The following is a 24,914-nucleotide window of genomic DNA, read 5'->3' as shown; positions in this document are numbered from 1 at the left end:
CCTCCCTATATTGGTGCGCCCGATTCCGGTCGTCGCGGGCGTCTTGTTCTTTTTTCAGTGCAAGCCACAAAGCCTTGCGCTTGTAACTATTTTTGGCTTCTTCCCGGGAGGGCGCTTCAACCGGTCGCCGGGGGATGTGCACTTTGGCACGCTCCCTGCTTTGAGGGTCATCAGGTTCCACAACACTACTTGCGAGGAGTTCCCGATGACGCACCGTTCCGCCGCCCAGGCCCTGATCGTCCTGGCCACCGCACTGACCACGTCGGGCGCCGCCCTGGCGCAGGCCACCCCAGACGCTGCGGCGGCGCCTGCCGCGGCCCCCGCGACCTCGCCGATCACGGCCAACATCTCGCTGACCACGAACTACAAGTTCCGCGGCCAGGACCAGGACATGATCGGCCGGGACGACTACGCCAAGACCCGTGGCCTCAAGCCCGCGATCCAGGGCGGCTTCGACTACGCCTTCGGCGAGAGCGGCTTCTACGTCGGCAACTGGAATTCCAGCGTCAACTGGCTCAAGGGCAACAGCGTCGAGGTCGACCTGTACGGCGGCTACAAGTTCAAGGCCGGCCCGCTGGACATGGACGTCGGTGCGCTGACCTACATCTACCCGGGCAACACCGCCGGCAACACCACCGAGCTGTACGGCGCGGCCACCTATGCCAACGAAACCTTCGGCTCGTTCACGGCCAAGTACTCGCACACGGTGTCGAAGGACTACTTCGGCTACGCCGGCAACAAGGCGGGCTCGGGCCTCAAGGGCCGCAACACCGGCTACCTGAACCTGAGCTACAGCAAGGAGATCGTGCCTAAGGTCACGCTCAAGGCCGCCGTGGGCTTCACCCGCTTCTCCAGCGACATCCGCCACAACACGGCCGCGAAGAATTACGTCGACTACAACGTGGGCGCCACCTACGACTTCGGCGGCGGTCTCACGCTCACCGGCTCGGTGCAGGGCGCGAACAAGAAGAACGCGTTCAATGTCGCGGCCGGCCCGCTGTACGACTTCGGCTTCTACACGGTGCAGGAGGTCTACTCGCCCAACAAGCCGCGCTTCATCCTCACGCTGACGAAGACGCTGTAAGCGGCACACAACGAGGCGCGGCCCATGCTGCCGCGCGAATTCTTTCCATCCAAAGGAGCAACCCATGAAGCTGGTCACAGCCATCATCAAACCGTTCAAGCTCGACGAAGTGCGCGAAGCGCTTTCGGCCATCGGCGTGCAGGGGATCACCGTCACCGAGGTCAAGGGCTTCGGCCGCCAGAAGGGCCACACCGAGCTCTACCGCGGCGCGGAGTACGTCGTCGACTTCCTGCCCAAGGTCAAGATCGAGGCGGCCGTCTCGGATGACCTCGTCGAGCGCGTGATCGAAGCCGTCGAGGGCGCCGCGCGCACCGGCAAGATCGGCGACGGCAAGATCTTTGTCTACAACCTCGAGCAGGTCGTGCGCATCCGCACCGGCGAAACGGGCCGCGAAGCCCTTTGATCGAGTCCAGGCCCGAAAGAACAACGTCCATGAAAAAACTGCTTGTCTCCCTCGCGCTCGGCTTGAGCGTGCTTGCCGCCGGCACCACCGGCTTCGCGCAGACGCCCGCGCCCGCCGCTGCCGCGTCGGCGCCGGCCGCCGAGGCCTCGGCACCGGCTGCAGCGCCCGCCGCAGCAGCCGCGCCGGCTGCTGCCGCTCCCGCCGCGCCGGCCGCGGCACCGGCACCCAAGGTCGATTCGGGCGACACCGCCTGGATGCTGACCTCCACGCTGCTCGTGATCCTGATGACCATCCCCGGCCTCGCGCTGTTCTACGGCGGCCTGGGCCGCTCGAAGAACATGCTGTCGGTGCTGATGCAGGTCTTCGTGATCTTCTCGCTGATCAGCATCCTGTGGGCCATCTACGGCTACAGCCTCGCCTTCACGGGTGAAGGAAGCTTCGTCGGTACCTTCGACAAGATCTTCCTCAAGGGCGTGACGCAGGAGACCTTCGGCGCGCTCACGACGATCCCCGAGTACGTGTTCGTCGCGTTCCAGGGCACCTTCGCCGCCATCACCGTGGCGCTGATCGTCGGCGCCTTCGCCGAACGCGCCAAGTTCTCGGCCGTGCTGCTGTTCTCGGTGCTGTGGTTCACTTTCGCCTACGTGCCGATGGCCCACATCGTCTGGGGCGGCGGCCTGCTCGGCAAGGACGGCGCGCTCGACTTCGCGGGCGGCACCGTGGTGCACATCAACGCCGGCGTGGCCGGCCTGGTCGGTGCCTACATGGTCGGCAAGCGCGTGGGCTACGGCAAGGAAGCCTTCACGCCGCACTCGCTCACGCTCACCATGGTCGGCGCCTCGCTGCTGTGGGTCGGCTGGTTCGGCTTCAACGCCGGCTCGGCGGGTGCCGCCAACGCCGCCGCTGGCCTGGCCTTCGTGAACACGGTGCTCGCCACCGCCGCCGCCGCGCTGTCCTGGATCCTGGGCGAGAGCCTGCACAAGGGCAAGGCCTCGATGCTGGGTGCCGCCTCGGGTGCCGTCGCCGGCCTCGTCGCGGTGACCCCCGCCGCCGGCTTCGTCGGCCCGATGGGTTCGATCGTGCTGGGCCTGCTGGCCGGCCTGGTCTGCCTCTGGGGCGTGGGCGGTCTCAAGCGCATGCTCGGTGCCGACGATGCGTTCGACGTGTTCGGCGTCCACGGCGTGGGCGGTATCCTGGGTGCCATCCTGACCGGCGTGTTCGCGGCCCAGGGCCTCGGCGGCACCGGCGGCCTGACCCCCGACACCTTCTCGATGGGCGCCCAGGTCTGGATCCAGATCAAGAGCGTGCTGTTCACCATCGTCTGGTCCGGCGTCGTGGCGTTCATCGCCTTCAAGATCGCCGACCTGGTGCTCGGCCTGCGTGTGACCGAAGAGGAAGAGCGCGAAGGCCTCGACATCTCGTCGCACGGCGAAACCGCCTACAACCGCTGATCGGAACCTCTCCGACACGCGACAAGGACACCGCGGGTTCCTCGCTCCAGAGGAAGGGACCCGCGGTCCACCACCAGACCACCACCCCAAGTTTTCCAAGGTCCTTCCAAGGTTTCCTGAAGCCCATTTTTCAGCGAGAGTCTCCTTTGGATGTTCGGCCCGCAAGCACTCCGGTGCGAGCGGGCTTTTTTTTGTCCTCGGCGCGGCGCGGCCCGGTGCGGTCCGACAGCGGCGGGCCGTGGCGCGGGGGCACAATCCCCGTCATGTGGACCCCCCTGGACAACAGCCTCAGCGCCCTCGGCGAATCGCCGTTCTGGCACCCGCAGGAACGTTCCCTGTACTGGCTCGACATTCCCGGCCGCGCGGTGCTGCGCACGCGCGGCGAGATCGGCGCCGGCGGCGCGGTCGAGCGCTGGGACCTGCCGACCGAACCCGGCTGCATGGCGCCCGCGCGCAGCGGCGGCCTGGTGATCGCGCTGCGCGACGGCATCTACCGCGCGCGCGAATGGGGCGGCGCGCTGGCCGCGATCGCGCGCGTGGAGCACGACGCGGCCACCATGCGCTTCAACGACGGCAAGTGCGACGCGCTCGGCCGCTTCTGGGCCGGCAGCATCAACGAGGCCAAGGACCGCGCCAATGCCGCGCTCTACTGCCTCGATGCGCGCCGCGACGACGGCCAGTCGCCGATGCTCTCGCAGATGGCCGAGGGCGTGACCACGGCCAACGGCCTCGCGTTCTCGCCCGATGCGCGCACGCTCTACTGGGCCGACACGCCGGCCCACGCGGTGCGCGCCTGGGACTGGGACGCCGCGCACAACACGCTCTCGCACGGCCGCGTCTTCAAGCGGTTCGACGCCAAGCCCGAAGGCTGGGCACCCGGCTCGGCGCTGGCCTATGGCGGGCGGCCCGACGGCGCCACGGTCGATGCCGAGGGCCACTACTGGGTCGCGATGTTCGAGGGCGCGCAGCTGCTGCGCCTCGCGCCCTCGGGCGAGGTCGTGGCCGCCTTCGCGCTGCCGGTGCAGTGCCCGACCATGCCCTGCTTCGGCGGCGACGACCTGCGCACGCTGTTCGTCACCACCGCGCGCAAGGGCCGGCCCGAGGCCGAACTGGCGCAGAAGCCCGCCTCGGGCATGGTGCTGTCGATGCGCTCGGACGTGCCCGGCCTGCCGGTCCATTTCTTCGAGGACTAGCCCGCGCCGCATGGCCCTGCAGCACATCCCGCCGATCCAGTGCCTCGTGACCTTCGAGGCGCTGGCGCGGCTGCGCCATGCGGGCCGCGCGGCCGACGAGCTCTGCGTGACCGCCAGCGCGGTCAGCCACCGCATCCGCCAGCTCGAGTCGCACGTGGGCTTCAAGCTGTTCGGCCGCGGCGACTTCAGCCTCACGGCCGACGGCGCGGCCTACCTCGCCAACGTGCGCACCGGCCTGGCGGCGCTGCAGGCGCATGCCGGCGGCGGCAACGCGGCGGCGGGCCTGCGCGCGGCCACGCGGCTGCGGCTCGCGGTCACGCCGACCTTCAGCCGCCAGTTCCTCATGCCGCGGCTCGAGCTGTTCCGCAACATCTATCCCGACATCGACCTGGTGCTGCAGGTGTCGATCCCGCTGCTCGACGTGACCGCCGAGCCGGCCGACCTCGAGGTGCGCTACGGTGGCGGCAACTACGCCGACTGCGAGCACCGCCCGCTGCTCGAGGAACTGGTGGTGCCGGCCTGCAGCCCGAGCTACCTCAACGAGTTCGGCCCGTTCCACGGCTTCCGCACCGCGGCCGAGATCGCGGCCGCGCGGCTGATCCGCAGCCCGCTCGAACCCTGGGGCACCTGGTTCGCGAGCTGCGGCATCGACCAGCCCGAGCCGCAGCTGGGCTCGCAGTTCAACGACCTGGGCCTGGTCTACGACGCGGCCGCCAGCGGTTTCGGCGTGGCGCTGGTGCGCCAGAAGATGGGCGCGGCCTGGTTCGAATCGGGCCGGCTGGTGGCGCTGTCGGAGCATGCCGTGCGCTCGCCGCACCGCCACACGCTGTGCTGGCAGCCGGGCGCGCTCGAGCGCTGGGAGTGCGCGGCCTTCGCCGACTGGCTGGTGCAGGCGCTGCGCTGAACACGGTCCCGGCCCGCGCCGCGCGGCGAAGATTCCTCAAGTCCGCCGCAAAAATCCTTCAACCCGAAGGCCGCGCATTTCCTTAGAGTGGGGGCCGGCCCCCGCCAGCCATCCGCAGAAGAACACCGAGAAGAGACTTCGCCCATGAACGCGCCCCCGAGCCCGACGCAGCATGCGTCGCTCCAGAAGACAGAACGCCAGTCGCAGGTCGTGCGCGCGCTGCAGGCCCACCTGCCGGCGCATGCGCTGATCTGGCATGCCGAGGACACCACGCCCTACGAGTGCGACGGCCTCACGGCCTACCGCCAGCGGCCGCTGGTGGTGGCGCTGCCCGAGACCGAAGAGCAGGTGGCGGCCGTGCTGCGCACCTGCCACGGGCTGGGCGTGCCGGTGGTGGCGCGCGGCTCGGGCACGGGGCTGTCGGGCGGCGCCATGCCGCACGAGATGGGCGTGACCCTGTCGCTCGCCAAGTTCAACCGCATCCTGAAGATCGACCCGGTCGCGCGCACCGCGCTCGTGCAGTGCGGCGTGCGCAACCTCGCCATCAGCGAGGCCGCCGCGCCCTACAACCTCTACTACGCGCCCGATCCCTCGAGCCAGATCGCCTGCTCGATCGGCGGCAATGTCGCCGAGAACTCGGGCGGCGTGCACTGCCTCAAGTACGGCCTCACGCTGCACAACGTGCTCCAGGTGCGCGGCTTCACGGCCGAGGGCGAGCCGGTGACGTTCGGCGGCGAGGCGCTCGATGCCGCCGGCCTCGACCTGCTGGCGCTGGTGATCGGCAGCGAGGGCATGCTCGCCGTCACCACCGAGGTCACGGTGAAGCTGGTGCCCAAGCCGCAGCTGGCGCGCTGCATCATGGCCAGCTTCGACGACGTGCGCAAAGCCGGCGACGCGGTGGCCGCGGTGATCGCGGCGGGCATCATCCCCGCGGGGCTCGAGATGATGGACAAGCCCATGACCGCCGCCGTCGAGGACTTCGTGCATGCCGGCTACGACCTCGACGCGGCCGCCATCCTGCTGTGCGAATCCGACGGCACGCCCGAGGAGGTCGAGGAGGAGATCGGCCGCATGACGGCCGTGCTGCGCGGCTGCGGCGCCACCGCCATCGCGGTCAGCAACAGCGAGGACGAGCGCATGCGCTTCTGGAGCGGGCGCAAGAACGCCTTCCCGGCCTCGGGCCGCATCAGCCCCGACTACATGTGCCTCGACTCCACCATCCCGCGCAAGCGGCTGGCCGACATCCTGCTCGCGATCCAGGCGATGGAGCAGAAGTACGGCCTGCGCTGCTGCAACGTGTTCCACGCGGGCGACGGCAACCTGCATCCGCTGGTGCTGTTCGATGCCAACGACCCCGACGAGCTGCACCGCTGCGAGCTGTTCGGCGCCGACATCCTCGAGACCAGCGTCGCGATGGGCGGCACCGTCTCGGGCGAGCATGGCGTGGGCGTGGAGAAGCTCAACAGCATGTGCGTGCAGTTCACGGCCGCCGAGAACGAGCAGATGTTCGGCGTCAAGCGCGCCTTCGATCCCGAAGGCATGCTGAACCCCGGCAAGGTGATCCCCACGCTGCAGCGCTGCGCCGAGTACGGCAAGCAGGTGGTGCGCGGCGGCCGCCTGCCGCATCCCGAGCTGCCGAGGTTCTGATGAGCGGCATCGATCACGCACTGGGCCAGGCCGTCGAGCGCATCCGCGCCGCGGCCGCCGACGGCAACGCGCTGTGCATCCGCGGCGGCGGCAGCAAGGACTTCTACGGCGAGGCGCCGCGCGGCGAGCTGCTCGACACGCGCGCGCTCGCGGGCATTTCGAGCTACGAGCCCAGCGAGCTGGTCGTGACCGTGCGCGCGGGCACGCCGCTGGCCGAGCTCGAGGCGGCGCTGGCCGAGAAAGGGCAGTGCCTGGCCTTCGAGCCGCCGCACTTCGCGGCGGGTGCGACCGTCGGCGGCATGGTCGCCGCGGGCCTCGCGGGCCCGTCGCGCGCCAGCGTGGGCAATGTGCGCGACTACGTGCTCGGCGCCACGCTGGTCAACGGCCGCGGCGAGGTGTTGAGCTTCGGTGGCCAGGTGATGAAGAACGTGGCGGGCTACGACGTCTCGCGCGTGCTCGCGGGTTCGCTCGGCACGCTGGGCCTGATCGCCGAGGTCAGCCTCAAGGTGCTGCCGGTGCCGCCGGCCGAGGCCACGCTGGAGTTCGCGTGCGACCAGGCCGATGCGCTGCGGCTGCTCAACGAATGGGGCGGCCGGCCGCTGCCGCTCAACGCGAGCTGCTGGTTCGAATACGCGGGCGCCGGCGCGCTCTACCTGCGGCTGCGCGGCGCGGTGGCGGCGGTCGAGGCTGCCTGCACTCACCTCGGCGGCGAGCGCAAGGACAAGGATCGCGCTGCGGCCGACTGGCAGTCGCTGCGCGAGCAGAGCCTGCCGTGGTTCGACACCGCGGCCGGGCCCGATGCGCTGTGGCGCCTGTCGGTGCCGCAGACCGCGCCGGTGCTGGGGCTCGAGGCATTCGGTGCGCCGCTGGTCGAATGGCATGGCGGCCAGCGCTGGTACAAGGCGCCGCCCACGCCGGCCGCGGCCGCGCGCATCCGCGAGGCCGCGCGCGCGGCGGGCGGGCATGCGACGCTGTTCCGCCTGCCCGCGCACGGCGAAGCTCACGAGGCCGCGGCGCCGCGCTTCGACCGGCTCGAGCCCGCCGTCGAGCGCATCCACCGCGCGCTGATGCGCGAGTTCGATCCGCACGCCGTGTTCGACCGCGGCCGCCTGCACGCCTTCGACTGAGCGACCCCATGCGGCGCCTGCGCTTCCTCACCGGCCGCCATCGCGCGCCCTCGACCAACCACATGCTCGGCCTGCTGCTCGCGTTCAACGCCGGCGCCGTCAATGCGGGCGGCTTCCTGGTGCTGCACATGTACACCTCGCACATGACCGGCTTCACCTCGCAGGTGGCCGACGGCCTGGTGCTCGGCAACGCGACCCTGCTGCTCAATGCGCTGGGCGCGATCCTGGCCTTCGTGGCGGGCGCGGCGGTCTCGGCGCTGCTGGTCAACTGGGCGCGCCAGCACCACCTGCGCAGCGTCTATGCGCTGCCGCTGCTGCTCGAGTCGGCGCTGATGCTGCCCTTCGGCCTGATGGGCGCCATCACGCTGACCTGGCACACGCCCTTCGCGGTGCCGCTCACGGTGCTGCTGCTGTCCTTCATCATGGGCCTGCAGAACGCGGTGGGCTCCAAGACCTCGGGCGGCCGCATCCGCACCACCCACATGACCGGCAACCTCACCGACCTCGGCATCGAGCTCGGCAAGCTGCTGTACTGGAACCGCCGCGCCAGGCCCGGCGAAACCCTGGCGGGACCGGTGCGCCACAACGGCGCGCGGCTGCGGCTGTTCGCGGGACTGGTCGGCATGTTCGTCACGGGCGGCATCGTCGGCGCGGCTGGCTTCACCTACGTCGGCTTCGTCTGCGTGGTGCCGCTCGCGGCGCTGCTGCTGGCGCTGTCGCTGCCGCCCTTCATCGAGGACGTGCGGCGCTCGGCCCATCTGCGCCAGCTGCTGGGCGCGATCCGCCCGCGGCGCAAGAACGACGCGTCCTCCGGCCCCTGAGGCCGGCGAGTTTCACGAGACAACGACAAGAACCGACCCCACGATGCAAACCGAGCTCGCTCCCGAATTCCGCGGCACCGACGACGGCCGCGAGGCCGAGGCCATCCTGCGCAAGTGCGTGCACTGCGGCTTCTGCACCGCCACCTGCCCGACCTACCAGCTGCTCGGCGACGAGCTCGACGGCCCGCGCGGGCGCATCTACCTGATCAAGCAGGTGCTCGAGGGCCAGGCGCCCACGCGCAGCACGCAGCTGCACCTCGACCGCTGCCTGACCTGCCGCAACTGCGAGAGCACCTGCCCGAGCGGCGTGCAGTACGGCCACCTGGTCGACATCGGCCGGCGCATCGTCGACGAGAAGGTGCCGCGCCCCGCGATGGAGTCGGCCACGCGCTGGGTGCTCAAGGAAGGCCTGCCCTCGCCGCTGTTCGGCCCCGCGATGAAGCTGGGCCAGTCGGTGCGCGGCCTGCTGCCCGCCGCGCTCCAGGCCAAGGTGCCCGCGAAGCAGGAGGCCGGTGCCTGGCCCACCACCACGCACGCGCGCAAGGTGCTGATGCTCGCGGGCTGCGTGCAGCCGTCGATGATGCCGAACATCAACACCGCCACCGCGCGCGTGCTCGACGCGGGCGGCATCCAGGCCGTGCTCGCGCCCGAGGCCGGCTGCTGCGGCGCGGTGAAGTTCCACCTCAACGACCAGGAGGGCGGCAAGGCGCAGATGCGCGCCAACATCGACGCCTGGTGGCCGCTGGTCGAGCGCGATGAGGTGGAAGCCATCGTGATGAACGCCTCGGGCTGCGGCGTCACCGTGCGCGAATACGGCCACGTGCTGCGCAACGACCCGGCCTATGCGTTGAAGGCCGCGCGCATCAGCGAGCTCACGCGCGACCTCGGCGAACTGCTGCCCGACCTGGTGCCGGCGCTCAAAGCCCGCGTGCGCGCGACGCCCGGCACCATCGCCTACCACCCGCCCTGCACCCTGCAGCACGGCCAGAAGCTGCGCGGCGGCATCGAGACCCATCTGCGCGCCTTGGGCTTCGACGTGCGCGTGGCGATGAACGAATCGCACCTGTGCTGCGGTTCGGCCGGCACCTACTCGGTGCTGCAGCCCGAGCTCGCCTATCCGCTGCGCGACCGCAAGCTGGGCCACCTGAAGCAATTGCAGCCGGTGGCGATCGCGTCGGCCAACATCGGCTGCATCACGCACCTGCAAAGCGGCAGCGGCGAGCTGCCGGTGCGGCACTGGGTCGAGCTGCTCGACGCGGCGCTGCAGCCGGCTGCGTGACGGCTCAATCGCAGCGGTAGGTGACCTCGCCCTTGGGCGCGGGCTCGATGGTCGGCGGCACGAAGCGCAGCGGCGCGCCGAAGTTGCGGCAGTAGGCCTCGGCCTCCTCGGGGCTCGGCGAACGCAGCACGCCGTCGCCGAGCATGGTCACGCGCGGCGCGGTGCGGGTCGCGCAGCCGGCGAGAACGGCCGCCAGGGCCAGGAGGATGAGCGGAGTGGCGCGGTGGCGCATGGCGTGAAATGCGCCGGATGGCGGCTTGGAAGTGCGAAGCCGCCGACTGTAGCGGGTACCGGTGCGCCCGCGCTGCCGGGCGGCCGCGCCACCGCCGCACACGGCGCCGCGCCCTGGTCCGACTCGCCCGACTGTGGCGCCGGCGCATCATTCCCGGCATCCATCGCGCCAAGGAGTACGTCCCATGTCCCGCTTTTCCTCCCCCGCCGCGCTCGCGGCCGCCGTCCTGTCGCTCTGCGCCGGTGCCTTCACCGCCGCCCAGGCCCAGTCCGCCATGCCCGCCTGGAAGGGCGAGGGCGCCACGCGCTACGTCTGCGGCGGCATCGGCTCCGACGAGTCGAAGGCCATGCGCGCCGCGATGAAGGAACACCCGCTGGCGCTGCTGTTCGCGCGCGCCGACGGCGCCTACCTGGCCGATGTGCAGGTCGAGATCAAGGGCGCGGACGGCGCCGTCGCGCTCTCGCTGCGCGCCTCGGGGCCGGTGTGCCTGGTCGACATTCCCGCCGGCCGCTACACGGTGGTCGCGACCACCCAGGGCGGCGAGTCGAAGAGCCAGGCCGTCACGGTCGGCAGCGGCTCGACGACCGCGAGCTTCAGGTACTGAGCGTCAGGCGGAGGCGGCCAGCGCCGCCTCGATGTCGCGCGCGAGCGAGGCCGGCGTGTCGAGCGGCGCATAGCGCTTGCGCACCTGGCCGTCGCGCCCGACCAGGAACTTGGTGAAGTTCCACTTGATGGCGGTGCTGCCCAGCAGGCCCGGCTTCTCCTTCACCAGCCACTGATAGAGCGGCGCGGCGCCGCTGCCGTTGACGTCGATCTTCTCCATCATCTGGAAGCTCACGCCGTAGTTCTTCATGCAGAAGGCGCCGATTTCCTCGTTGGTGCCCGGGTCCTGGCCGCCGAACTGGTTCGACGGGAAACCCAGCACCGCGAGGCCCTGGCCGGCGTACTTCTCGTGCAGTTCCTCGAGGCCCGCGAACTGCGGCGTGAAGCCGCACTTGCTCGCGGTGTTGACGATCAGCAGCACCTTGCCCTTGTAGGCCGAGAGGCTCACCGGCTGGCCGTCGATCTGCCTGGCCTCGAAGTCGTAGACGCTGGTCATGGGAATGTCCTCAGGGGGTCGAAGGAGCGCGATCTTCGCTCGCGGCGGGCGTTCGCGCAAACGAGGACCAGACCGCGGCCGCCACGATCAGCGCGCCGCCCGCGAGGATGCGCGAGTTCATCGTGGCCGCGCCCAGCGCCACCGACGACACGCTCGCGAACAGCACCTCCGACAGCATGATCACCGCCGTCGCGCTGGCCGCCAGCCGCGCGGCGCCGTACTGCAGGCAGACGTTCGCGATCACGAAGCCGAAGCCCAGCAGCGCGGCCCAGCCGATCCAGCCCGGCGAGGCGGCGGTCGGCGGCGCGAAGGCGCCGAGCGCGGTGCCGGTCAGCGCGGCCGTGCCCGCCACCACCGCGCAGCCGCAGAACATCGCGAGCGCGCGCGATTCGCCGGGCGCCGCGCGCAGCTGGCGCAGCACGATGTTGGTGACCGCGAAGCCGAAGCCCGCCGCCACGCCGAGCCAGTCGGGCAGGCTCGAGGGCACCGGCCAGTCGGTGCCCGGCGTCTTGAGCACCACCGCCACGCCGGCCAGCGCCAGCGCCACGCGCGCCAGCGATCCACCCGTGGGCCGCTCGCCCAGCACCGCCCAGCCCAGCAGCACGCTCCACAGCGGCATCATGTAGAACAGCAGCACCACGCGCACCACGTCGCCCTGCGTCACGGCCCAGTTGAAGCCCACGTTGGTGAAGCCAGCCGCGAGGCCGAGCAGCACCAGCATCGGATGGCCCGCGAAGCCGGCCCAGGCGCCGCGGCGCAGCAGGCCCACCACGGTGGCGATCGCGAGGTAGATCAGGCAGGTGGTCCACACCGGATGCAGGCCATGGCCCTCGATGTGGCGGAACGGAAACCACGACAGCCCCCAGACGAAGGCATTGAAGATCAGGGCGAGGGCGGGCATCGGGCGGGCAAACCGCCGAGCATAGCCGGCCGGTCAGTGATGCTTGTCGCTGCGGGCGATCGCGAGGAGGTGCTCGACTTCCTCGGGGTACTTCTTGAGGTTGTTCTCGTGCCAGCGCTTGATGATCCACATGCAGCCCGCCACCACGAGGCCGAAGGCGCTGATCGCGCCGTAGGCCGACAGGCCCAGCCCGGTGCACACGCTGTAGAAGCCGCCGAGCAGCAGGATGCAGGCCTGCTCGTTGAAGTTCTGCACCGCGATCGAGCGGCCGGCGCCCATCAGGTTGTGGCCGCGGTGCTGCAGCAGCGCGTTCATCGGCACCACCAGGAAGCCGCCGAGGCCGCCCAGGATGATGAGAAAGGGCACCGCCAGCCAGACGTTGCCGATGAAGTTCATGCAGATCACCATCAGCCCCATCGCGATGCCCATGGGGATCACGCGGGTGGCCATGTCCAGCCGCATGCGCATCGAGGCCACGATGGCGCCCACCGCGGTGCCGATGGTCACCACGCCCGTGAGGGCCGAGGCCTGCGTGGTGTTGTAGCCCAGCGCCAGCGAGGCCCAGGCCAGCACGATGTACTTGAGGTTGCCGCCCGCGCCCCAGAACAGGGTGGTGGTGGCCAGCGAGATCTGGCCCAGGCGGTCGCGCCACAGGCGGGCGTTGCAGTGCCAGAAGTCGGGCAGCAGGCCGACCAGGTTGCGCGCCAGGCTGTGCTCGGGGTTGGTGCGCATCGGGCGCATCTCGACGCCGGTATGCGGAATGCGCGTGTTGAACCAGGCCGCGATCATGTAGACCACGATCAGCACCGTGAGCGCGGCCTCGGCCGGCGTGTCGATGCCGGTGTCGATGAAGGGCATGTCGAAGGCCAGCAGCTTGCTCGACACCGCGTGGCCCACCAGCGTGCCGCCGAGCACGATGCCCAGCAGGATCGAGGCGATCGTCAGGCCCTCGATCCAGCCGTTGGCCTTGACCAGCTGCGAGGCCGGCAGCAGCTCGGTGAGGATGCCGTACTTGGCCGGCGAGTAGGCGGCCGCGCCCAGGCCGACGATCGAATAGGACAGCAGCGGGTGCGAGCCGAACAGCATCATCAGGCAGCCGAACACCTTGATGGCGTTGCTGATGAACATCACCCGGCCCTTGGGCAGCGCATCGGCGAAGGCGCCCACCAGCGGCGCGAGCACCACGTAGAACACTGCGAAGATCGGCACCAGCGCGGCGCGCTGCCATTCGGGCGCGCCGGCGCTTCGCATGAGATCGACCGCAACGACGAAGAGCGCTTGGTCGGCCAGCGACGAAAAGAACTGGGCCGACATGATCGTGTAGAAACCGCGCTTCATCGATGGGCTGGCTGGCCAGGGGGTCGCTGGCAGTAGTGAAAAAGTGTCGCCCGGAAGGCGAATGGGCGGTTATAGCATGGGGGTACGACAGCTCCTGCAGGCGGCTTCTGCGTATTCGACCCCATTCCCGAAGATGCTAAAACGTGGTCTGCAAATCGTTTTCAAAGACCCTTCGCCATGCCCCGCCCCATTCTCGCCACGGTCCACACCGATGCCCTGCGCCACAACCTCGAGCGCGTGCGCCGCAATGCGCTCGATTCCCGCGTCTGGGCGGTGGTCAAGGCCAATGCCTACGGCCACGGCATCGAGCGCGTCTACGAGGGGCTGCGCGGTGCCGACGGCTTCGCGCTGCTCGACCTGGCCGAGGCGCAGCGGGTGCGCGCGCTGGGCTGGCGCGGGCCGGTGCTGCTGCTCGAGGGCGTGTTCGAGGCGCGCGACCTGGAGCTGTGCTCGCGGCTCGACCTGTGGCACACGGTGCACTGCGACGAGCAGATCGACATGCTCGCGGCCCACAAGACCCTGCAGCCGCACCGCGTATTCCTCAAGATGAACTCGGGCATGAACCGCCTGGGCTTCACGCCCGAGCGCTTCGCCGCTGCCTGGACCCGCCTCAACGCGCTGACCCAGGTCGACGAGATCTCGCTCATGACCCACTTCAGCGACGCCGACGGCGAGCGCGGCATCGCGCACCAGGTCGAGGCCTTCGAGCGCGCCGCGCGCGACCTGCCCGGCGAGCGCTCCATCGCCAACAGCGCGGCCACCCTGCGCCATGCCGACAGCACGCGCGCCGACTGGGTGCGCCCCGGCATCGTGCTGTACGGCAGCGCCCCCGACTTCCCGGCCAACGATGCCGCCCACTGGCAGCTGCAGCCCACCATGTCGCTGTCGACCAGGCTGATCGGCGTGCAGACCCTGCAACCGGGCGACACCATCGGCTACGGCTCGCGCTTCACGGCCGATGCGCCGCTGCGGATCGGCATCGCCGCGGTCGGCTATGCCGACGGCTATCCGCGCCACTGCGACACCGGCACCCCGGTGCTCGTGAACGGCGTGCGCACGCGCATGGTCGGGCGCGTCAGCATGGACATGATCACGGTCGACCTCACGCCCGTGCCCGACGCGAAGTTCGGCAGCGAGGTCACGCTGTGGGGCCGCTCGGCCGGCAACGGCGCGGTGCTGCCCATCGACGAGGTGGCGCGGGCCGCGGGCACCGTGGGCTACGAGCTGATGTGCGCGGTGGCCCAGCGCGTGCCCTTCGCGCCCGAGGCCGTCGACCACGACCGATGAAGATCCTCTCCAACTGGCGCTCGGTGCGCCTCTGGGAGACGCAGGTCGAGCGCGACCTGCACCGCAACCACAGCCTGCGCACGCACGGCATCCTGATCGGCACCTTCACGCTGCTGCTGATGTGGGGTGCCTCGGCGCTGCAGATGCACCTGCTGGGCGTGCAGTCGCTCGCGGTGCGCTACTTCATGACCCTGGGCGTGGGCTACCTCGGCTACCTGCTGGTGCTGCGCTGGTGGGCGCAGCGGCTGGTGGAGGGGCGCGCCGACCTGGGTGACGCGGTCGACGCGGTCGACGCTCACGAGCTGGCCTTCGACGCGGGCAGCGCGCTCGCGCGCTCGGGCGCCAGGGCGGACGGCGGCCTGCTGTCCGATGCCGCCAGCGGCGCGCTCGACGTCGCCGGCGGTGCCGACGAGGGCGCCGTGGTGGTCGTGCCGGTGGTCGCGATCTTCCTGATCTGCATCGCCGTCGTGCTCGGCGCCGGCTCGCTGGTGCTGCTGTATTTCAGCTGGGACGCGCTGCTGGCCGTGGCGATCGAGGTGGCGTTCTCGTACGTCTCGGCGCGCGCTGCGGTGCGCGTGGCGCGCGAGGGCTGGCTCATGGCCGCGGTGCGGCTGACCTGGAAGCCGCTGCTGGGCGCGGTCGCCTGCGCCGTGATCCTCGGCGCCACCCTCGACCACTTCCTGCCCGAGGCGCGCAGCCTGCCCGAGGCGGTGCGCATGCTGCTCGGGCGTTGAGGCCGGAGCCCGCGCCGTGGACCTGCGCACCCTGCGCTACTTCATCGCCGTGCTCGAGGCCGGCAGCCTCTCGCGCGCCGCGGGCACGCTCTACATCGCGCAGCCGGCACTCACGGCGCAGATCAAGAAGCTCGAGGCCGAGCTCGGCGCGCAGCTGTTCGAGCGCTCGCACGCGGGCGTCACGCCCACGCCCGCGGGCCTGCAGCTCTACGAGGACGCGCGGCGCCTGCTGTCCGATGCCGACGCGGTGCGCGAGCGCATCCAGCGCCTGCCGCAGGGTCCCGAGGGGTCGGTCACGGTGGCCGTGCCCTTCCTGCTGGCCTCGCTGCTGCTCGGGCCGGTGCTGGCCGAGCTCAAGGCCTCGCATCCGCGCATCCGGGTGTTCGTGCTCGACGACTTGAGCCTGATGGTCAGGAAGGCCATGCTCGACCGCCGTGCCGACGTCGGCTTGCTGGTCGACACGCCGCAGGTCGAGAGTCTGGCCTGCAGTCCGCTCGCGCGCGAAGCCATCTTTGCCTGCGGCTTCGACCGCGACGGCAGCGTGGCGCCGCGCCTGCGCGCCGGCCGGCGCGGCAAGGCCCGGCCCGCGCCGCGGCCCGAGATCGACTTCGCCGACGCGGCCCGCCTGCCGCTGGTGCTGCAGTCGAGGCGCTTCGCGATCCGCCAGCGCGTGGAGGAGGCCGCGGCCACGCTCGGCGTGGCGCTCAACCTCGCGCACGAGCACGACTCGGCGCGCGTGATCCGCTCGCTCTACGTCTGCGGCGCCGGCTTCACCTTCACGCCGGCCTGCGCGCTGTCGGACAACCCGCCCGCGGGCAAAGGCTGGATCGCGGCACGCGTGGTGCGGCCCGCGCTGCAGCGCAGCTACTTCATCGCCACGCCGGCCGACCGCGCACCCGATCCCGCCGCGCGGGTGGTGGCGCGTTCGCTCGTGCGGCAGGCCGCGCGGCTGATCGCCGAGGGCCGCTGGGAGGCCGAGCTGCTGGCCGAGGTCGAGCCCGAGGCATAGCGCGGCGCGCTTCTCGCAAGCCAGGCCATCAATGCGATTGATGGCTCGGCATCAGCAAACGGTATTTCCTGCGCGAGGCCGCTTTGGCGGACAGTGGCGCATCGCATGCACGAACGCATGCCTGCATCCAGGAGACACCCCTTGCCACAGACCACCCCCCGGGTCGCCAACGTCGGCGAACTCGTTTCGCGCTGCGCGCGCCTGCACGGCCCGCGGATCGCGCTGCGCACCGAATCGCGCAGCCTCAGCTACGAGGCGCTCGACCGCCGCTCGAACCGGCTCGCCAACGCGCTGCTGGGGCTCGGCCTCGCGCGCGGCGACCGCGTCGGCATCTACCTGCCGAACTGCATCGAGATCGTCGAGGTCGAGCTGGCCTGCTACAAGGCCGCTCTGGTCAAGGCGCCGTTCAATGCGCGGCTCTCGCCCGCCGAGGTCGGCGAGATCGTCGCCAACAGCGGCGCCGCGCTGATCGTCACCACGGCCGAGCGCGCCGAGAGCTTCCTGCCGCACCTGAAGGGCGACGCGCGCCCCATGCTGCTGTTCGTCGACCTGCCCGAGGGCGACGCCGCTTCCTACGAGGGCGCGCTCGGCCGCGCCGGCGACGCCTTCGAGGCCGCGAGCGTCGAGGCCGACGAGCTCGCGGTGCTGCACTACACCTCGGGCTCGTCGGGCGTGCTCAAGGCCGCGATGCAGACCTTCGGCAACCGGCTCGCGCAGCTGCGCAAGTTCCTCGTGCGTTCCGAGGGCATGCGCGAAGGCCATCTGCTGGGCCTGGTCGGCCCGGTCACCCATGCCTCGGGCATGCAGATCGTGCCCGCGCTGTGCAGCGGCGCCACCATCCGGCTGTTCGCGGGCTTCGAGCCAGGCCGCTTCCTCGCCGACATGAAGGCCGAGCGCGTGACCCACACCTTCATGGTGCCGACCATGATCAACATGCTGCTGGCCGAGCTCGAGGGCCGCTACCGCCCGCTGCCCGACCTGCAGCGCCTGGGCTATGGCGCCGCGCCGATGGCGCCCGCGCGCATCCTGCGCGCCATGGACGTGTTCGGCCCGGTGCTGTCGCAGGGCTACGGCGCGGGCGAGACCACCTCGGGCGTGTGCGGCCTCGGCGTGGAGGACCACCTGTTCGCGCGCGCCGCCGCGCCCGAGCGGCTGGCCTCGTGCGGCCGGCCCTTCCTCGAGTCGCTGGTGGAGATCGTCGACGACGCGGGCCAGCCGGTGGCCCGCGGCGAGATCGGCGAGATCGTGGTCAGCGGCCCCGACGTGTTCGCCGGCTACTGGCGCGCGCCCGAGCTCACGGCCGAGGTGCTGCAGAACGGCCGCTACCACACGGGCGACCTCGCGCGCGCCGACGACCAGGGCTTCGTCTACATCGTCGACCGCAAGAAGGACATGGTGATCAGCGGCGGCTTCAACGTCTATCCCTCGGAGGTCGAGGCCGTGCTCTACCAGCACGAGGCCGTCGCCGATGCCTGCGTGTTCGCCGTGCCCGACGACAAGTGGGGCGAGGCCGTGGCCGCGCACGTGGTGCTCAAGCCCGGCCATGCGCTCGACAGCGGCGCGCTCGATGCCTTCTGCGCCGAGCGGCTCGGCGGCTTCAAGCGGCCGCGCCGCGTGGAGTTCGTGGGCACGCTGCCGAAGAACCCGAACGGCAAGGTCGCGCGCAAGGCGATCCAGGCGCCGTACTGGGCCGGCCAGAGCCGCATGGTCAATTGAAGGAAGGAAAGGACATGAACGCATCCCTTTCGTCGTCCGGCGCGAACGCGCGGCCCTTCGAAGGCTCCGCGCGCGCGGCCGAGCTGATCGCGCGCATCGAGGACTTCCTGCATGGCGAGCTCGCCGACCTGGTGCGCGCGCACGGCATCGACCACGAGCACGGCGCGAGCCGCGAGCTGCTGCGGCAGGTCTGGCGCCGCTCGCAGGCGCTGGGCTTCTACGGCATGACCCTGCCCGAAGCCATGGGCGGGCTCGGCCTCAGTGTGCTCGACCATGTGCTCGTGAAGGAAGCGATCTACGCGAGCGGCTCGCCGCTGGCACCGCACGTGCTCGGCGAGCTCAGCGGCCCGCCGCGCGTGGGCGCGCTGGTGCGCAAGGCCACGCCGCACCACATGGAGCGCTTCATCGTGCCGGTGGCGCGCGCCGAGAAGGCGATCTGCTTCGCGCTGACCGAGGCCGAGGCCGGCTCCGACGCGGGCGCGGTGCAGACGCGCGCCGTGCGCGAGGGCGAGCACTTCGTGCTCAACGGCCGCAAGCGCTTCATCTCGGGATCTCCCTTCGCCGACTTCGCGGTGCTGATGGCCTCCACCGCGAGCGACCCGGCGCAGCGCGAGGTCAGCGCCTTCTTCGTCGACCTGGCGCAGCCCGGCGTGCGCGTGGAGGCTGGCTACAAGACCATGGCGGGCCAGTCGCACACCGGCGACATCGTGCTCGAGGACTGCCGCATCCCGGTGGCGAACCTCGTGGGCGAACCCGGCCGCGGCCTGGCGCTCGCGCTCGGGCGCATCACGGTCAACCGGCTGCTGCACTGCCCCGCGATGGTGGGGCTGGCCACGGTGGCGCTGCGCGATGCCTGCGAGTACGCCGGCCGGCGGCGCCAGTTCGGCCGCGCCATCGGCCAGTTCCAGGCGATCCAGCACATGCTCGCCGACATGGCGACCGAGCTGGCGGCCGCGCGCGCGCTGATGCTCGCGACCGCGCGCCAGATCGACGCCGGCTCGGAGGCGCGCGCCGAGGCCTCGATGGCCAAGCTGTTCTGCTCCGAGTCGGCCTTCCGCATCGCCGACCGCGCGGTGCAGATCCACGGCGGCGAGGGCATCGTGCAGGGGCGGCGCGTGGAGTTCCTGTTCCGCATGCTGCGCATGTACCGCGTGCTGACCGGCACCAGCGAGATCCAGCGCAACACCATCGCGCGCGAGCTGCTCGGCGAGCTTCCGGGCTGAACGACCCGCACCAAGAACGACAAGGAGACAAAGACATGTGCTTCACGGACCGCCGCCGCTTCCTCGGCACCGCTTCCGCCGCGCTGGCCGCCTTCGCGCTGCCGGCCGTCTCGCGCGCCCGCGCGGCCGCCGCAGCCTGGCCCGAGCGCCCGATCAAGTGGGTCGTGCCCTACCTCGCGGGCACCGGCCCCGACATCACGGCGCGCGTGCTCGCCGAGGCCGTGGGGCCGATGCTGGGCCAACCGGTGGTGATCGAGAACAAGGGCGGCGCGGGCGGCAACATCGGCGCGCGGCTGGTGGCGCGCGCGCCGGCCGACGGCTACACCTGGATCTACTCGGCCGCGCCGATGGCGGCCAACATGCGCATGTACCGCAGCCCCGGCTACGACGCGCTCAAGGACTTCCGCCACGTCATGCGGCTCACCACCTCCGACATCGTGCTGGTGGTGAACGCCGACGCGGGCATCGCGAGCCTGGCCGAGCTGGCCGCGAAGGCGCGCGCCCAGCCCGGCAAGCTCGACTACGCCTCGGGCGGCGTGGGCACGCCCTCGCACCTCGGCGTGGAGCTGCTGCTGAGCGCGCTCGGCGCGCAGGCCACGCACGTGCCCTACAAGGGCGCCTCGGAGCTGGTCAACGCGATCCTCGGGCGGCAGGTGGTGTTCGGCACGCCGATCCTGTCGGTGGCCTATCCGCAGATCCAGGCCGGCCGGCTCAAGGCGCTCGCAATCGCGGGCGCGCGCCGCAACCCGACACTGCCCGAGGTGCCCACGCTGGCCGAGCTCGGCGTGAAGGGCGTCGAGCTGACCTCCTGGGGCGGCATCTCGGTGCCGGCCGGCACGCCCGATTCGATCGCCGAGCGCATCCGCGCGGCCTTCGAGAAGGCGCTCGCGCAGCCCTCGGTGCAGGCGGCGCTGACCGATTCGGGCGGCCAGGCCAGCCCGCAGGGCGCCGTCGACTACACGCGCGGCTTCACGCAGGAGATGGTGCTGACCGAGACGATGATGAAACAAGCGGGTTTGCAGCCGCAGTGAAAGCGGACTTCGCGTCCTCTGCGTCCGGTTCCCGCATTCAGCCCTCGGTCCCTAGCCGCGCCACCAGGTGGTCGATCAGCACCCGGCACTTGGGCACCGTGAAGCGGCTCGGCGGATAGAGGATCCACGCATGGCCGTGGTAGTTGCCGCGGAACTCCCAATCGCCGAGCACGCGCGCCACGCGGCCCTCGCCCAGGGCCTGCCGCGCCGAGAAGGCCGGCACGCAGGCCACGCCCAGGCCGGCCGTCGCGGCCTCCATGCGCATCTCGCTGTGGTTGGCGATGTAGCGGCCATGCACCGTCACCTCCACGTCGTCCTCGCCGGGGCGGCTGAAGCGCCAGTGGTTGTCGCGCTCGTGCTCGCCCAGCGACAGGCAGCTGTGGGCCGCGAGGTCGCGCGGATGCGCGATGGCCGCATGGCCCTCGAGGTAGGCCGGCGAGGCCACCAGGATGTGCGCCACCGCCATCAGCCGGCGCGCCACCAGCCCCTCGGGCGGCTCGGTGGTGAGCCGCACCACGAGGTCGACGCCCTCGCGGATCGGATCGATGTCGCGGTCTTCCACGATCAGCTGCACGTCGACCGCGGGATGGCGCGCGAGGAAGTCCAGCACCAGCGGCTGCAGCACCCGGCGCGCGAAGGCACGCGGCGCGCTCAGCCGCACCAGCCCGCGCGGGTCGGCCGAGAAGCGCTGCGCCAGCGCCATCGTGTCCTGCGCCGCGGCCGCCAGTTCCCGGCAGCGCTCGAAGGCCTCGGCGCCGGCCTCGGTCAGGCGCAGCTGGCGCGTCGTGCGCTGCAAGAGCTGCACGCCGATCTCCTTCTCGAGCCGCTTCACCTGCCGGCTCGCGGCCGAGGGCGTGATGCCCAGCAGGTCGGCCGCGGCCGAGAAGCTGCCGAGCTCGGCCACGCGCAGGAAGGCCACCATCTCGGGCAGTACCTTGAGGAATGAATTCGGTCCCACGGTGCAACAGTCCTGTTCCTGCGGATGGCTACTCGCCGCGATCGATGCTCGGAACAATTCCGCCTCGGGCCCTGCGCATGGCGCGCGGGCACCGGCATCGAACAGGCGGAGTATGGATTCAAAGCGCGCGGGCGGCATCGCCCTCACCCCCGGCGGCGTGCCGGCCCGGCCCGGCTTCGGCATGGCCGAACTCATGCTGCTGCTGGTGGCGGCGGTCTGGGGCGGCAGCTATGCGGTCGCCAAGCAGGCCACGCTGCAACTGCCGGTGCTCGAATTCATCGCGCTGCGCTTCGGCCTGACCTTCCTCGTGCTGCTGCCGGCGCTGCGCCCGCTCGTCGGGCCGCAGTGGCGGCAGGGGCTCGCGGTGGGCGGGCTGCTGGGCGCGAACCTGCTCGCGATCTTCGTCTGCGAGACCTTCGGCGTCTCGCTCACCAGCGCGAGCAACGCCGCCTTCCTGATCAGCCTGTGCGTGGCCTTCACGCCGCTGGCCGAGTGGTGGCTGCTCGGCGAGCGGCCCGCGCCGCGCGTGTTCGCGGCCGCGGCGATCTCGCTCGCGGGCGCCGCGCTGCTGTCGCTGAGCGCGCATGCCTCGGCCAGTTCGGCCGGCCTGGGCTGGGGCGACGCGCTGATGGTCGCGGCCGCCGTGCTGCGCGCCCTCATGGTCTGCCTGACGCGCCGCCTCGCGGGCCGCCATGCGCTGCCGGCGCTCACGCTGACCGCGGTGCAGGCGGGCACCATGGCCCTGGGCGCGGCCGCGCTGGCGCTCGCGGTGTCGGGCGGCGCCTGGCATCTGCCGCCGGCCACGGCCTCGTTCTGGTGGGGCATGGCCTACCTCGTGCTGCTGTGCACCGTGTTCGCCTTCTTCGCGCAGAACCATGCGGCCTCGCGCACCAGCCCGAGCCGGGTGTCGCTGCTGATGGGCAGCGAGCCGGTGTTCGGCGCGCTGATCGCGGTCTGGGGCTTCGGCGAACGGGTCGGCCCGGGCGGCTGGATCGGCGGCGCGATGATCGTCGCGGCCGCGTGGTGGGTCACGCTGCCGCCGCGCGCGGCGCGCTGAGCCAGCCGGGTCCGCCGATCGTCATACGCAGTCCGTCGGATGGCCGTGCGCTCGCGCGGGAGCCACACTCGCGCCATGGCCGAACCACTTCCCGCACCCGCTTTTCCGCCCCAGTACGAACTCTTCGGCACCGTGACCGAGGCCGCGCGCGCCGCGCTCGAGTCGGTGCTCATCGAGTCGATCGAACGCCGCAAGGAGTTCGGCGGCATGATCTGCCAGCAGGGCAACCAGTTCTTCGCGATGCCGCCGCGCGAGGGCGACACCAACACGGTCGACGTGGGCCATCGCCTGGGCAACAAGGGCTGCCCCGAGGGCACGACCGCGGTCGCCTACTATCACACGCACCCGGCCTACAAGGGCGCGGGCATGAACATGAAGCCCGACCGCTTCTCGCCCGAGGACCGCGGCGTGGCCGACGACTTCGGCATCGACGCCTACGTGGGCAGCGTCTCGGGACTGTTCCTGCGCTACGACCACCGGTTGCGCAAGATCATGGTGGCGGGGCCGCGCCTGCGCAACGCACGAGACCTGCCGATGCCGGCCCCGCCGAAGAAGCGTCGCACCACGGCCGGCGGCCGCTCGCTGTCGATGGCCTGAGCCGTGCGGTCCGGCCGGCGGCGTGCGTTCAGTACAGGCCCAGCTGCCGCGTCTTCAGGCGCGCCAGGCCCAGCAGCGCATCGGTGAACGGCGTCGCGACGGCGGTCAGCTCGCCGAGCTCGCGCACCACGGTCACGAGCGCGTCGAGCTCGACCGAGCGGCCGGCCTCCACGTCCTGCAGCATCGAGGTCTTGAAGGCGCCGAGCTTGCGCGTGACCGCATGGCGGTCTTCCGGGCTCTGCGCGATCTCGATGCCGATGCGCCGACCGATCTCCTTGGCCTCGAGCATCACGGCCGAGATGAAGCCGCGCACGTAGTCGTCGCCCATGATCAGGTCGGTGGTGGCACCGGTCAGCGCGCTGATCGGGTTCACCGTCATGTTGCCCCAGAGCTTGAACCAGACGTCGCGCTGGATCTGCGGCGACAGCGTGGTCTCGATGCCCGTGGCCTGCAGCAGCTCGACCAGCTTCTTCACACGCGGCGTGGCCTCGCCCGAGGGCTCGCCCACGATCAGGCCGTTGCCGAAGTGGTGCCGCACCACGCCGGGCGCGTCGAGCGAGCAGCTGCAGTGCACCACGCCGCCGATCACGTTGGCCGCGGGAATGGCGCGCGCGATCGCGCCGTCGGGATCGACCGCGCCCAGGCGGTGGCCCGCGATGGGGCCGCCGAAGCCGCCCTCGAGGAACCACCAGGGCACGCCGTTCATCGCGGTCAGCACCATGGTGTCGGCGCCGATCAGCGGCGCGATGCGCTCGGCCACGCCGGCCAGCGCCGGTGCCTTGACGGCGATCACCACCAGGTCCTGCACGCCGAGTTCCTCGGGGTCGGCCACCGCGTTGACCGGCACGCGCGTGCGCACGTCGCCGCGCATCAGCGAGAGGCCGTCGCGCCGCAGCGCTTCGAGCGTGGCGCCGCGCGCCACCACGTTGAGGCGCTGGCCCGCTTGCGCGAGGCCGACGCCGATCCATCCGCCGATCGCGCCGGCGCCGTAAATGCAGATCTTCATGGTCGGATCGTAGCGGTCAGGCGCGGTAGGAAGGATCGATGCGGTCGACCTGGCGCACCAGGGCATTGAACACGTCCTGGCCGGCGCCGTGCGCGGGGCTGAACTGCAGCGCGTCGCGCGTGCAGCGGCTCGCGATCTCCTCGCTCACGGGGATCGCGGCGCCCATCGAGAAGGTCGCCATCTGGATCTCGCAGGCGCGCTGCAGGGTCCAGAGGATCGCGAAGGTCTGCGGCAGCGTCTGGCCCCAGGCCAGCAGGCCGTGGTTGCGCAGGATCACGGCGTTGCGGTCGCCGATGCTCTTGAGCAGGCGCGGGCCCTCGTCGGCGTGAATGGTGATGCCCTCGAACTCGTGGTAGGCCACCATGCCGTGCAGCTGCGCGGTATAGAAGTTGGTCTGCTGCAGGCCGCCCTGCAGGCAGGCCACGGCCACGCCCGCGGTGGTGTGCGTGTGCATCACGCAGTGCGCGCCCTCGAGGCCGTCGTGGATCGCGGCATGCACCGTGAAGCCGGCCGGGTTGACCGGAAAGGTCGAGCCGTCGAGCACGCGGCCCTGCAGGTCGATCTTCACCAGGTTGCTCGCCGTCACCTCGCTGTAGTGCAGGCCGAAGGGATTGATCAGGAACTGCTTCTCGCCACCGGTCACGCTGTCGGGCAGCCGCACCGTGATGTGGTTGTAGATCATCTCGGTCCAGCCCAGCATCGCGAAGATGCGGTAGCAGGCCGCGAGCTCCTCGCGCGCGGCGCGCTCGTCGGGATGGATCGAGGGATGGACCATGGCCGACGCGGACGACGGCGTGGTGGTGGCGAGAGGGGTCAT

General features: G+C 71.1%; 25 protein-coding genes. 18 read left to right on the top strand and 7 right to left on the bottom strand.

From position 1 onward, the window contains the following. Positions 1-205: 205 nt before the first annotated feature. The 9 genes from ACEN9J_RS19510 (at position 206) to glcF (ending at position 9,909) form a co-directional block, all read left to right on the top strand. Positions 206-1,084, top strand: a complete 879-nt coding sequence (locus ACEN9J_RS19510) for a TorF family putative porin (protein WP_082321720.1) — start codon at positions 206-208, stop codon at positions 1,082-1,084. 64 nt (positions 1,085-1,148) lie between these two features. Further along, positions 1,149-1,487: a P-II family nitrogen regulator gene (gene glnK, locus ACEN9J_RS19505; protein WP_057597341.1), complete on the top strand. Its 339-nt coding sequence runs from the start codon at positions 1,149-1,151 to the stop codon at positions 1,485-1,487. 29 nt (positions 1,488-1,516) lie between these two features. After that, complete coding sequence (locus tag ACEN9J_RS19500) at positions 1,517-2,938, top strand: ammonium transporter (RefSeq protein WP_057597342.1); 1,422 nt, start codon at positions 1,517-1,519, stop codon at positions 2,936-2,938. Between the two features lie 263 nt (positions 2,939-3,201). Continuing rightward, positions 3,202-4,131: an SMP-30/gluconolactonase/LRE family protein gene (locus ACEN9J_RS19495; protein WP_413761818.1), complete on the top strand. Its 930-nt coding sequence runs from the start codon at positions 3,202-3,204 to the stop codon at positions 4,129-4,131. Positions 4,132-4,141: 10 nt separating this feature from the next. After that, on the top strand, positions 4,142-5,035 hold the full coding sequence (locus ACEN9J_RS19490) for a LysR substrate-binding domain-containing protein (protein WP_413761817.1): 894 nt from the start codon (positions 4,142-4,144) through the stop codon (positions 5,033-5,035). A 144-nt stretch (positions 5,036-5,179) separates the two neighbouring features. Then, on the top strand, positions 5,180-6,682 hold the full coding sequence (locus ACEN9J_RS19485; protein WP_261211981.1) for an FAD-linked oxidase C-terminal domain-containing protein: 1,503 nt from the start codon (positions 5,180-5,182) through the stop codon (positions 6,680-6,682). After that, positions 6,682-7,809: a glycolate oxidase subunit GlcE gene (gene glcE / locus ACEN9J_RS19480; protein ID WP_413761816.1), complete on the top strand. Its 1,128-nt coding sequence runs from the start codon at positions 6,682-6,684 to the stop codon at positions 7,807-7,809. Before ACEN9J_RS19485 ends, glcE begins: the two co-directional genes overlap by 1 nt. Positions 7,810-7,817: 8 nt before the next feature. Further along, positions 7,818-8,630, top strand: a complete 813-nt coding sequence (locus ACEN9J_RS19475) for a YoaK family protein (RefSeq protein WP_057597346.1) — start codon at positions 7,818-7,820, stop codon at positions 8,628-8,630. A gap of 43 nt (positions 8,631-8,673) precedes the next feature. After that, on the top strand, positions 8,674-9,909 hold the full coding sequence (gene glcF, locus ACEN9J_RS19470) for a glycolate oxidase subunit GlcF (protein ID WP_413761815.1): 1,236 nt from the start codon (positions 8,674-8,676) through the stop codon (positions 9,907-9,909). A gap of 4 nt (positions 9,910-9,913) precedes the next feature. Here glcF and ACEN9J_RS19465 read toward each other — a convergent pair whose 3' ends face one another. Further along, positions 9,914-10,141, bottom strand: a complete 228-nt coding sequence (locus ACEN9J_RS19465) for a hypothetical protein (RefSeq protein WP_261211978.1) — start codon at positions 10,139-10,141, stop codon at positions 9,914-9,916. 184 nt (positions 10,142-10,325) lie between these two features. Between ACEN9J_RS19465 and ACEN9J_RS19460 the strand changes: the two genes are divergently transcribed. Beyond that, on the top strand, positions 10,326-10,745 hold the full coding sequence (locus tag ACEN9J_RS19460; RefSeq protein WP_413761814.1) for a carboxypeptidase regulatory-like domain-containing protein: 420 nt from the start codon (positions 10,326-10,328) through the stop codon (positions 10,743-10,745). A gap of 3 nt (positions 10,746-10,748) precedes the next feature. On the opposite strand, the gene ACEN9J_RS19455 is transcribed toward ACEN9J_RS19460, so the two are convergent. From ACEN9J_RS19455 to lplT, 3 genes are read right to left on the bottom strand one after another with little or no spacing between them, the layout of a single operon-like run. Beyond that, entirely contained in the window at positions 10,749-11,240 is a 492-nt protein-coding gene (locus ACEN9J_RS19455; protein WP_057597349.1) for a glutathione peroxidase, read from the bottom strand. A 10-nt stretch (positions 11,241-11,250) separates the two neighbouring features. Continuing rightward, entirely contained in the window at positions 11,251-12,141 is an 891-nt protein-coding gene (locus ACEN9J_RS19450) for a DMT family transporter (RefSeq protein WP_057598131.1), read from the bottom strand. A gap of 33 nt (positions 12,142-12,174) precedes the next feature. Continuing rightward, entirely contained in the window at positions 12,175-13,479 is a 1,305-nt protein-coding gene (lplT, locus tag ACEN9J_RS19445; protein ID WP_296726374.1) for a lysophospholipid transporter LplT, read from the bottom strand. A 177-nt stretch (positions 13,480-13,656) separates the two neighbouring features. Between lplT and alr the strand changes: the two genes are divergently transcribed. The 6 genes from alr (at position 13,657) to ACEN9J_RS19415 (ending at position 20,479) form a co-directional block, all read left to right on the top strand. Next, positions 13,657-14,766 carry an alanine racemase gene (alr, locus tag ACEN9J_RS19440; protein ID WP_413761813.1) on the top strand — a complete coding sequence of 370 codons (1,110 nt, stop codon included), beginning with the start codon at positions 13,657-13,659 and terminating at the stop codon, positions 14,764-14,766. Then, positions 14,763-15,500, top strand: a complete 738-nt coding sequence (locus ACEN9J_RS19435; protein WP_413761812.1) for a hypothetical protein — start codon at positions 14,763-14,765, stop codon at positions 15,498-15,500. Before alr ends, ACEN9J_RS19435 begins: the two co-directional genes overlap by 4 nt. A gap of 16 nt (positions 15,501-15,516) precedes the next feature. Further along, positions 15,517-16,509 (top strand): LysR family transcriptional regulator, encoded by a 993-nt coding sequence (locus ACEN9J_RS19430; RefSeq protein WP_413761811.1) that lies wholly within the window; start codon positions 15,517-15,519, stop codon positions 16,507-16,509. Positions 16,510-16,614: 105 nt separating this feature from the next. Continuing rightward, the gene (locus ACEN9J_RS19425) at positions 16,615-18,225 is read left to right on the top strand and encodes an AMP-binding protein (protein WP_057592736.1); all 1,611 of its coding nucleotides are present in this window, start codon (positions 16,615-16,617) and stop codon (positions 18,223-18,225) included. Between the two features lie 14 nt (positions 18,226-18,239). Further along, positions 18,240-19,448, top strand: coding sequence for an acyl-CoA dehydrogenase family protein (locus tag ACEN9J_RS19420; RefSeq protein ID WP_413761810.1), 1,209 nt, complete (start codon positions 18,240-18,242; stop codon positions 19,446-19,448). Positions 19,449-19,483: 35 nt separating this feature from the next. Then, on the top strand, positions 19,484-20,479 hold the full coding sequence (locus ACEN9J_RS19415; RefSeq protein WP_413761809.1) for a tripartite tricarboxylate transporter substrate binding protein: 996 nt from the start codon (positions 19,484-19,486) through the stop codon (positions 20,477-20,479). Positions 20,480-20,516: 37 nt separating this feature from the next. On the opposite strand, the gene ACEN9J_RS19410 is transcribed toward ACEN9J_RS19415, so the two are convergent. Beyond that, a complete protein-coding gene (locus tag ACEN9J_RS19410; protein ID WP_413761808.1) occupies positions 20,517-21,437 on the bottom strand; it encodes a LysR family transcriptional regulator in 921 nt (306 codons plus the stop codon). A gap of 112 nt (positions 21,438-21,549) precedes the next feature. Between ACEN9J_RS19410 and ACEN9J_RS19405 the strand changes: the two genes are divergently transcribed. Together ACEN9J_RS19405 and ACEN9J_RS19400 are read left to right on the top strand one after the other, a co-directional pair. Continuing rightward, entirely contained in the window at positions 21,550-22,494 is a 945-nt protein-coding gene (locus ACEN9J_RS19405) for a DMT family transporter (protein WP_413761807.1), read from the top strand. 75 nt (positions 22,495-22,569) lie between these two features. Then, the gene (locus ACEN9J_RS19400) at positions 22,570-23,091 is read left to right on the top strand and encodes a DUF4329 domain-containing protein (protein WP_172705405.1); all 522 of its coding nucleotides are present in this window, start codon (positions 22,570-22,572) and stop codon (positions 23,089-23,091) included. A 28-nt stretch (positions 23,092-23,119) separates the two neighbouring features. Here ACEN9J_RS19400 and ACEN9J_RS19395 read toward each other — a convergent pair whose 3' ends face one another. Beyond that, positions 23,120-24,097, bottom strand: a complete 978-nt coding sequence (locus tag ACEN9J_RS19395) for a 2-dehydropantoate 2-reductase (RefSeq protein WP_261211961.1) — start codon at positions 24,095-24,097, stop codon at positions 23,120-23,122. Between the two features lie 16 nt (positions 24,098-24,113). Next, a complete protein-coding gene (locus ACEN9J_RS19390) occupies positions 24,114-24,914 on the bottom strand; it encodes a class II aldolase/adducin family protein (RefSeq protein WP_413761806.1) in 801 nt (266 codons plus the stop codon).

This window comes from Variovorax sp. Varisp41 (assembly GCF_047325085.1).
Classification (GTDB): domain Bacteria; phylum Pseudomonadota; class Gammaproteobacteria; order Burkholderiales; family Burkholderiaceae_C; genus Variovorax.
This window is presented reverse-complemented; position numbering and strand designations above follow the sequence as displayed.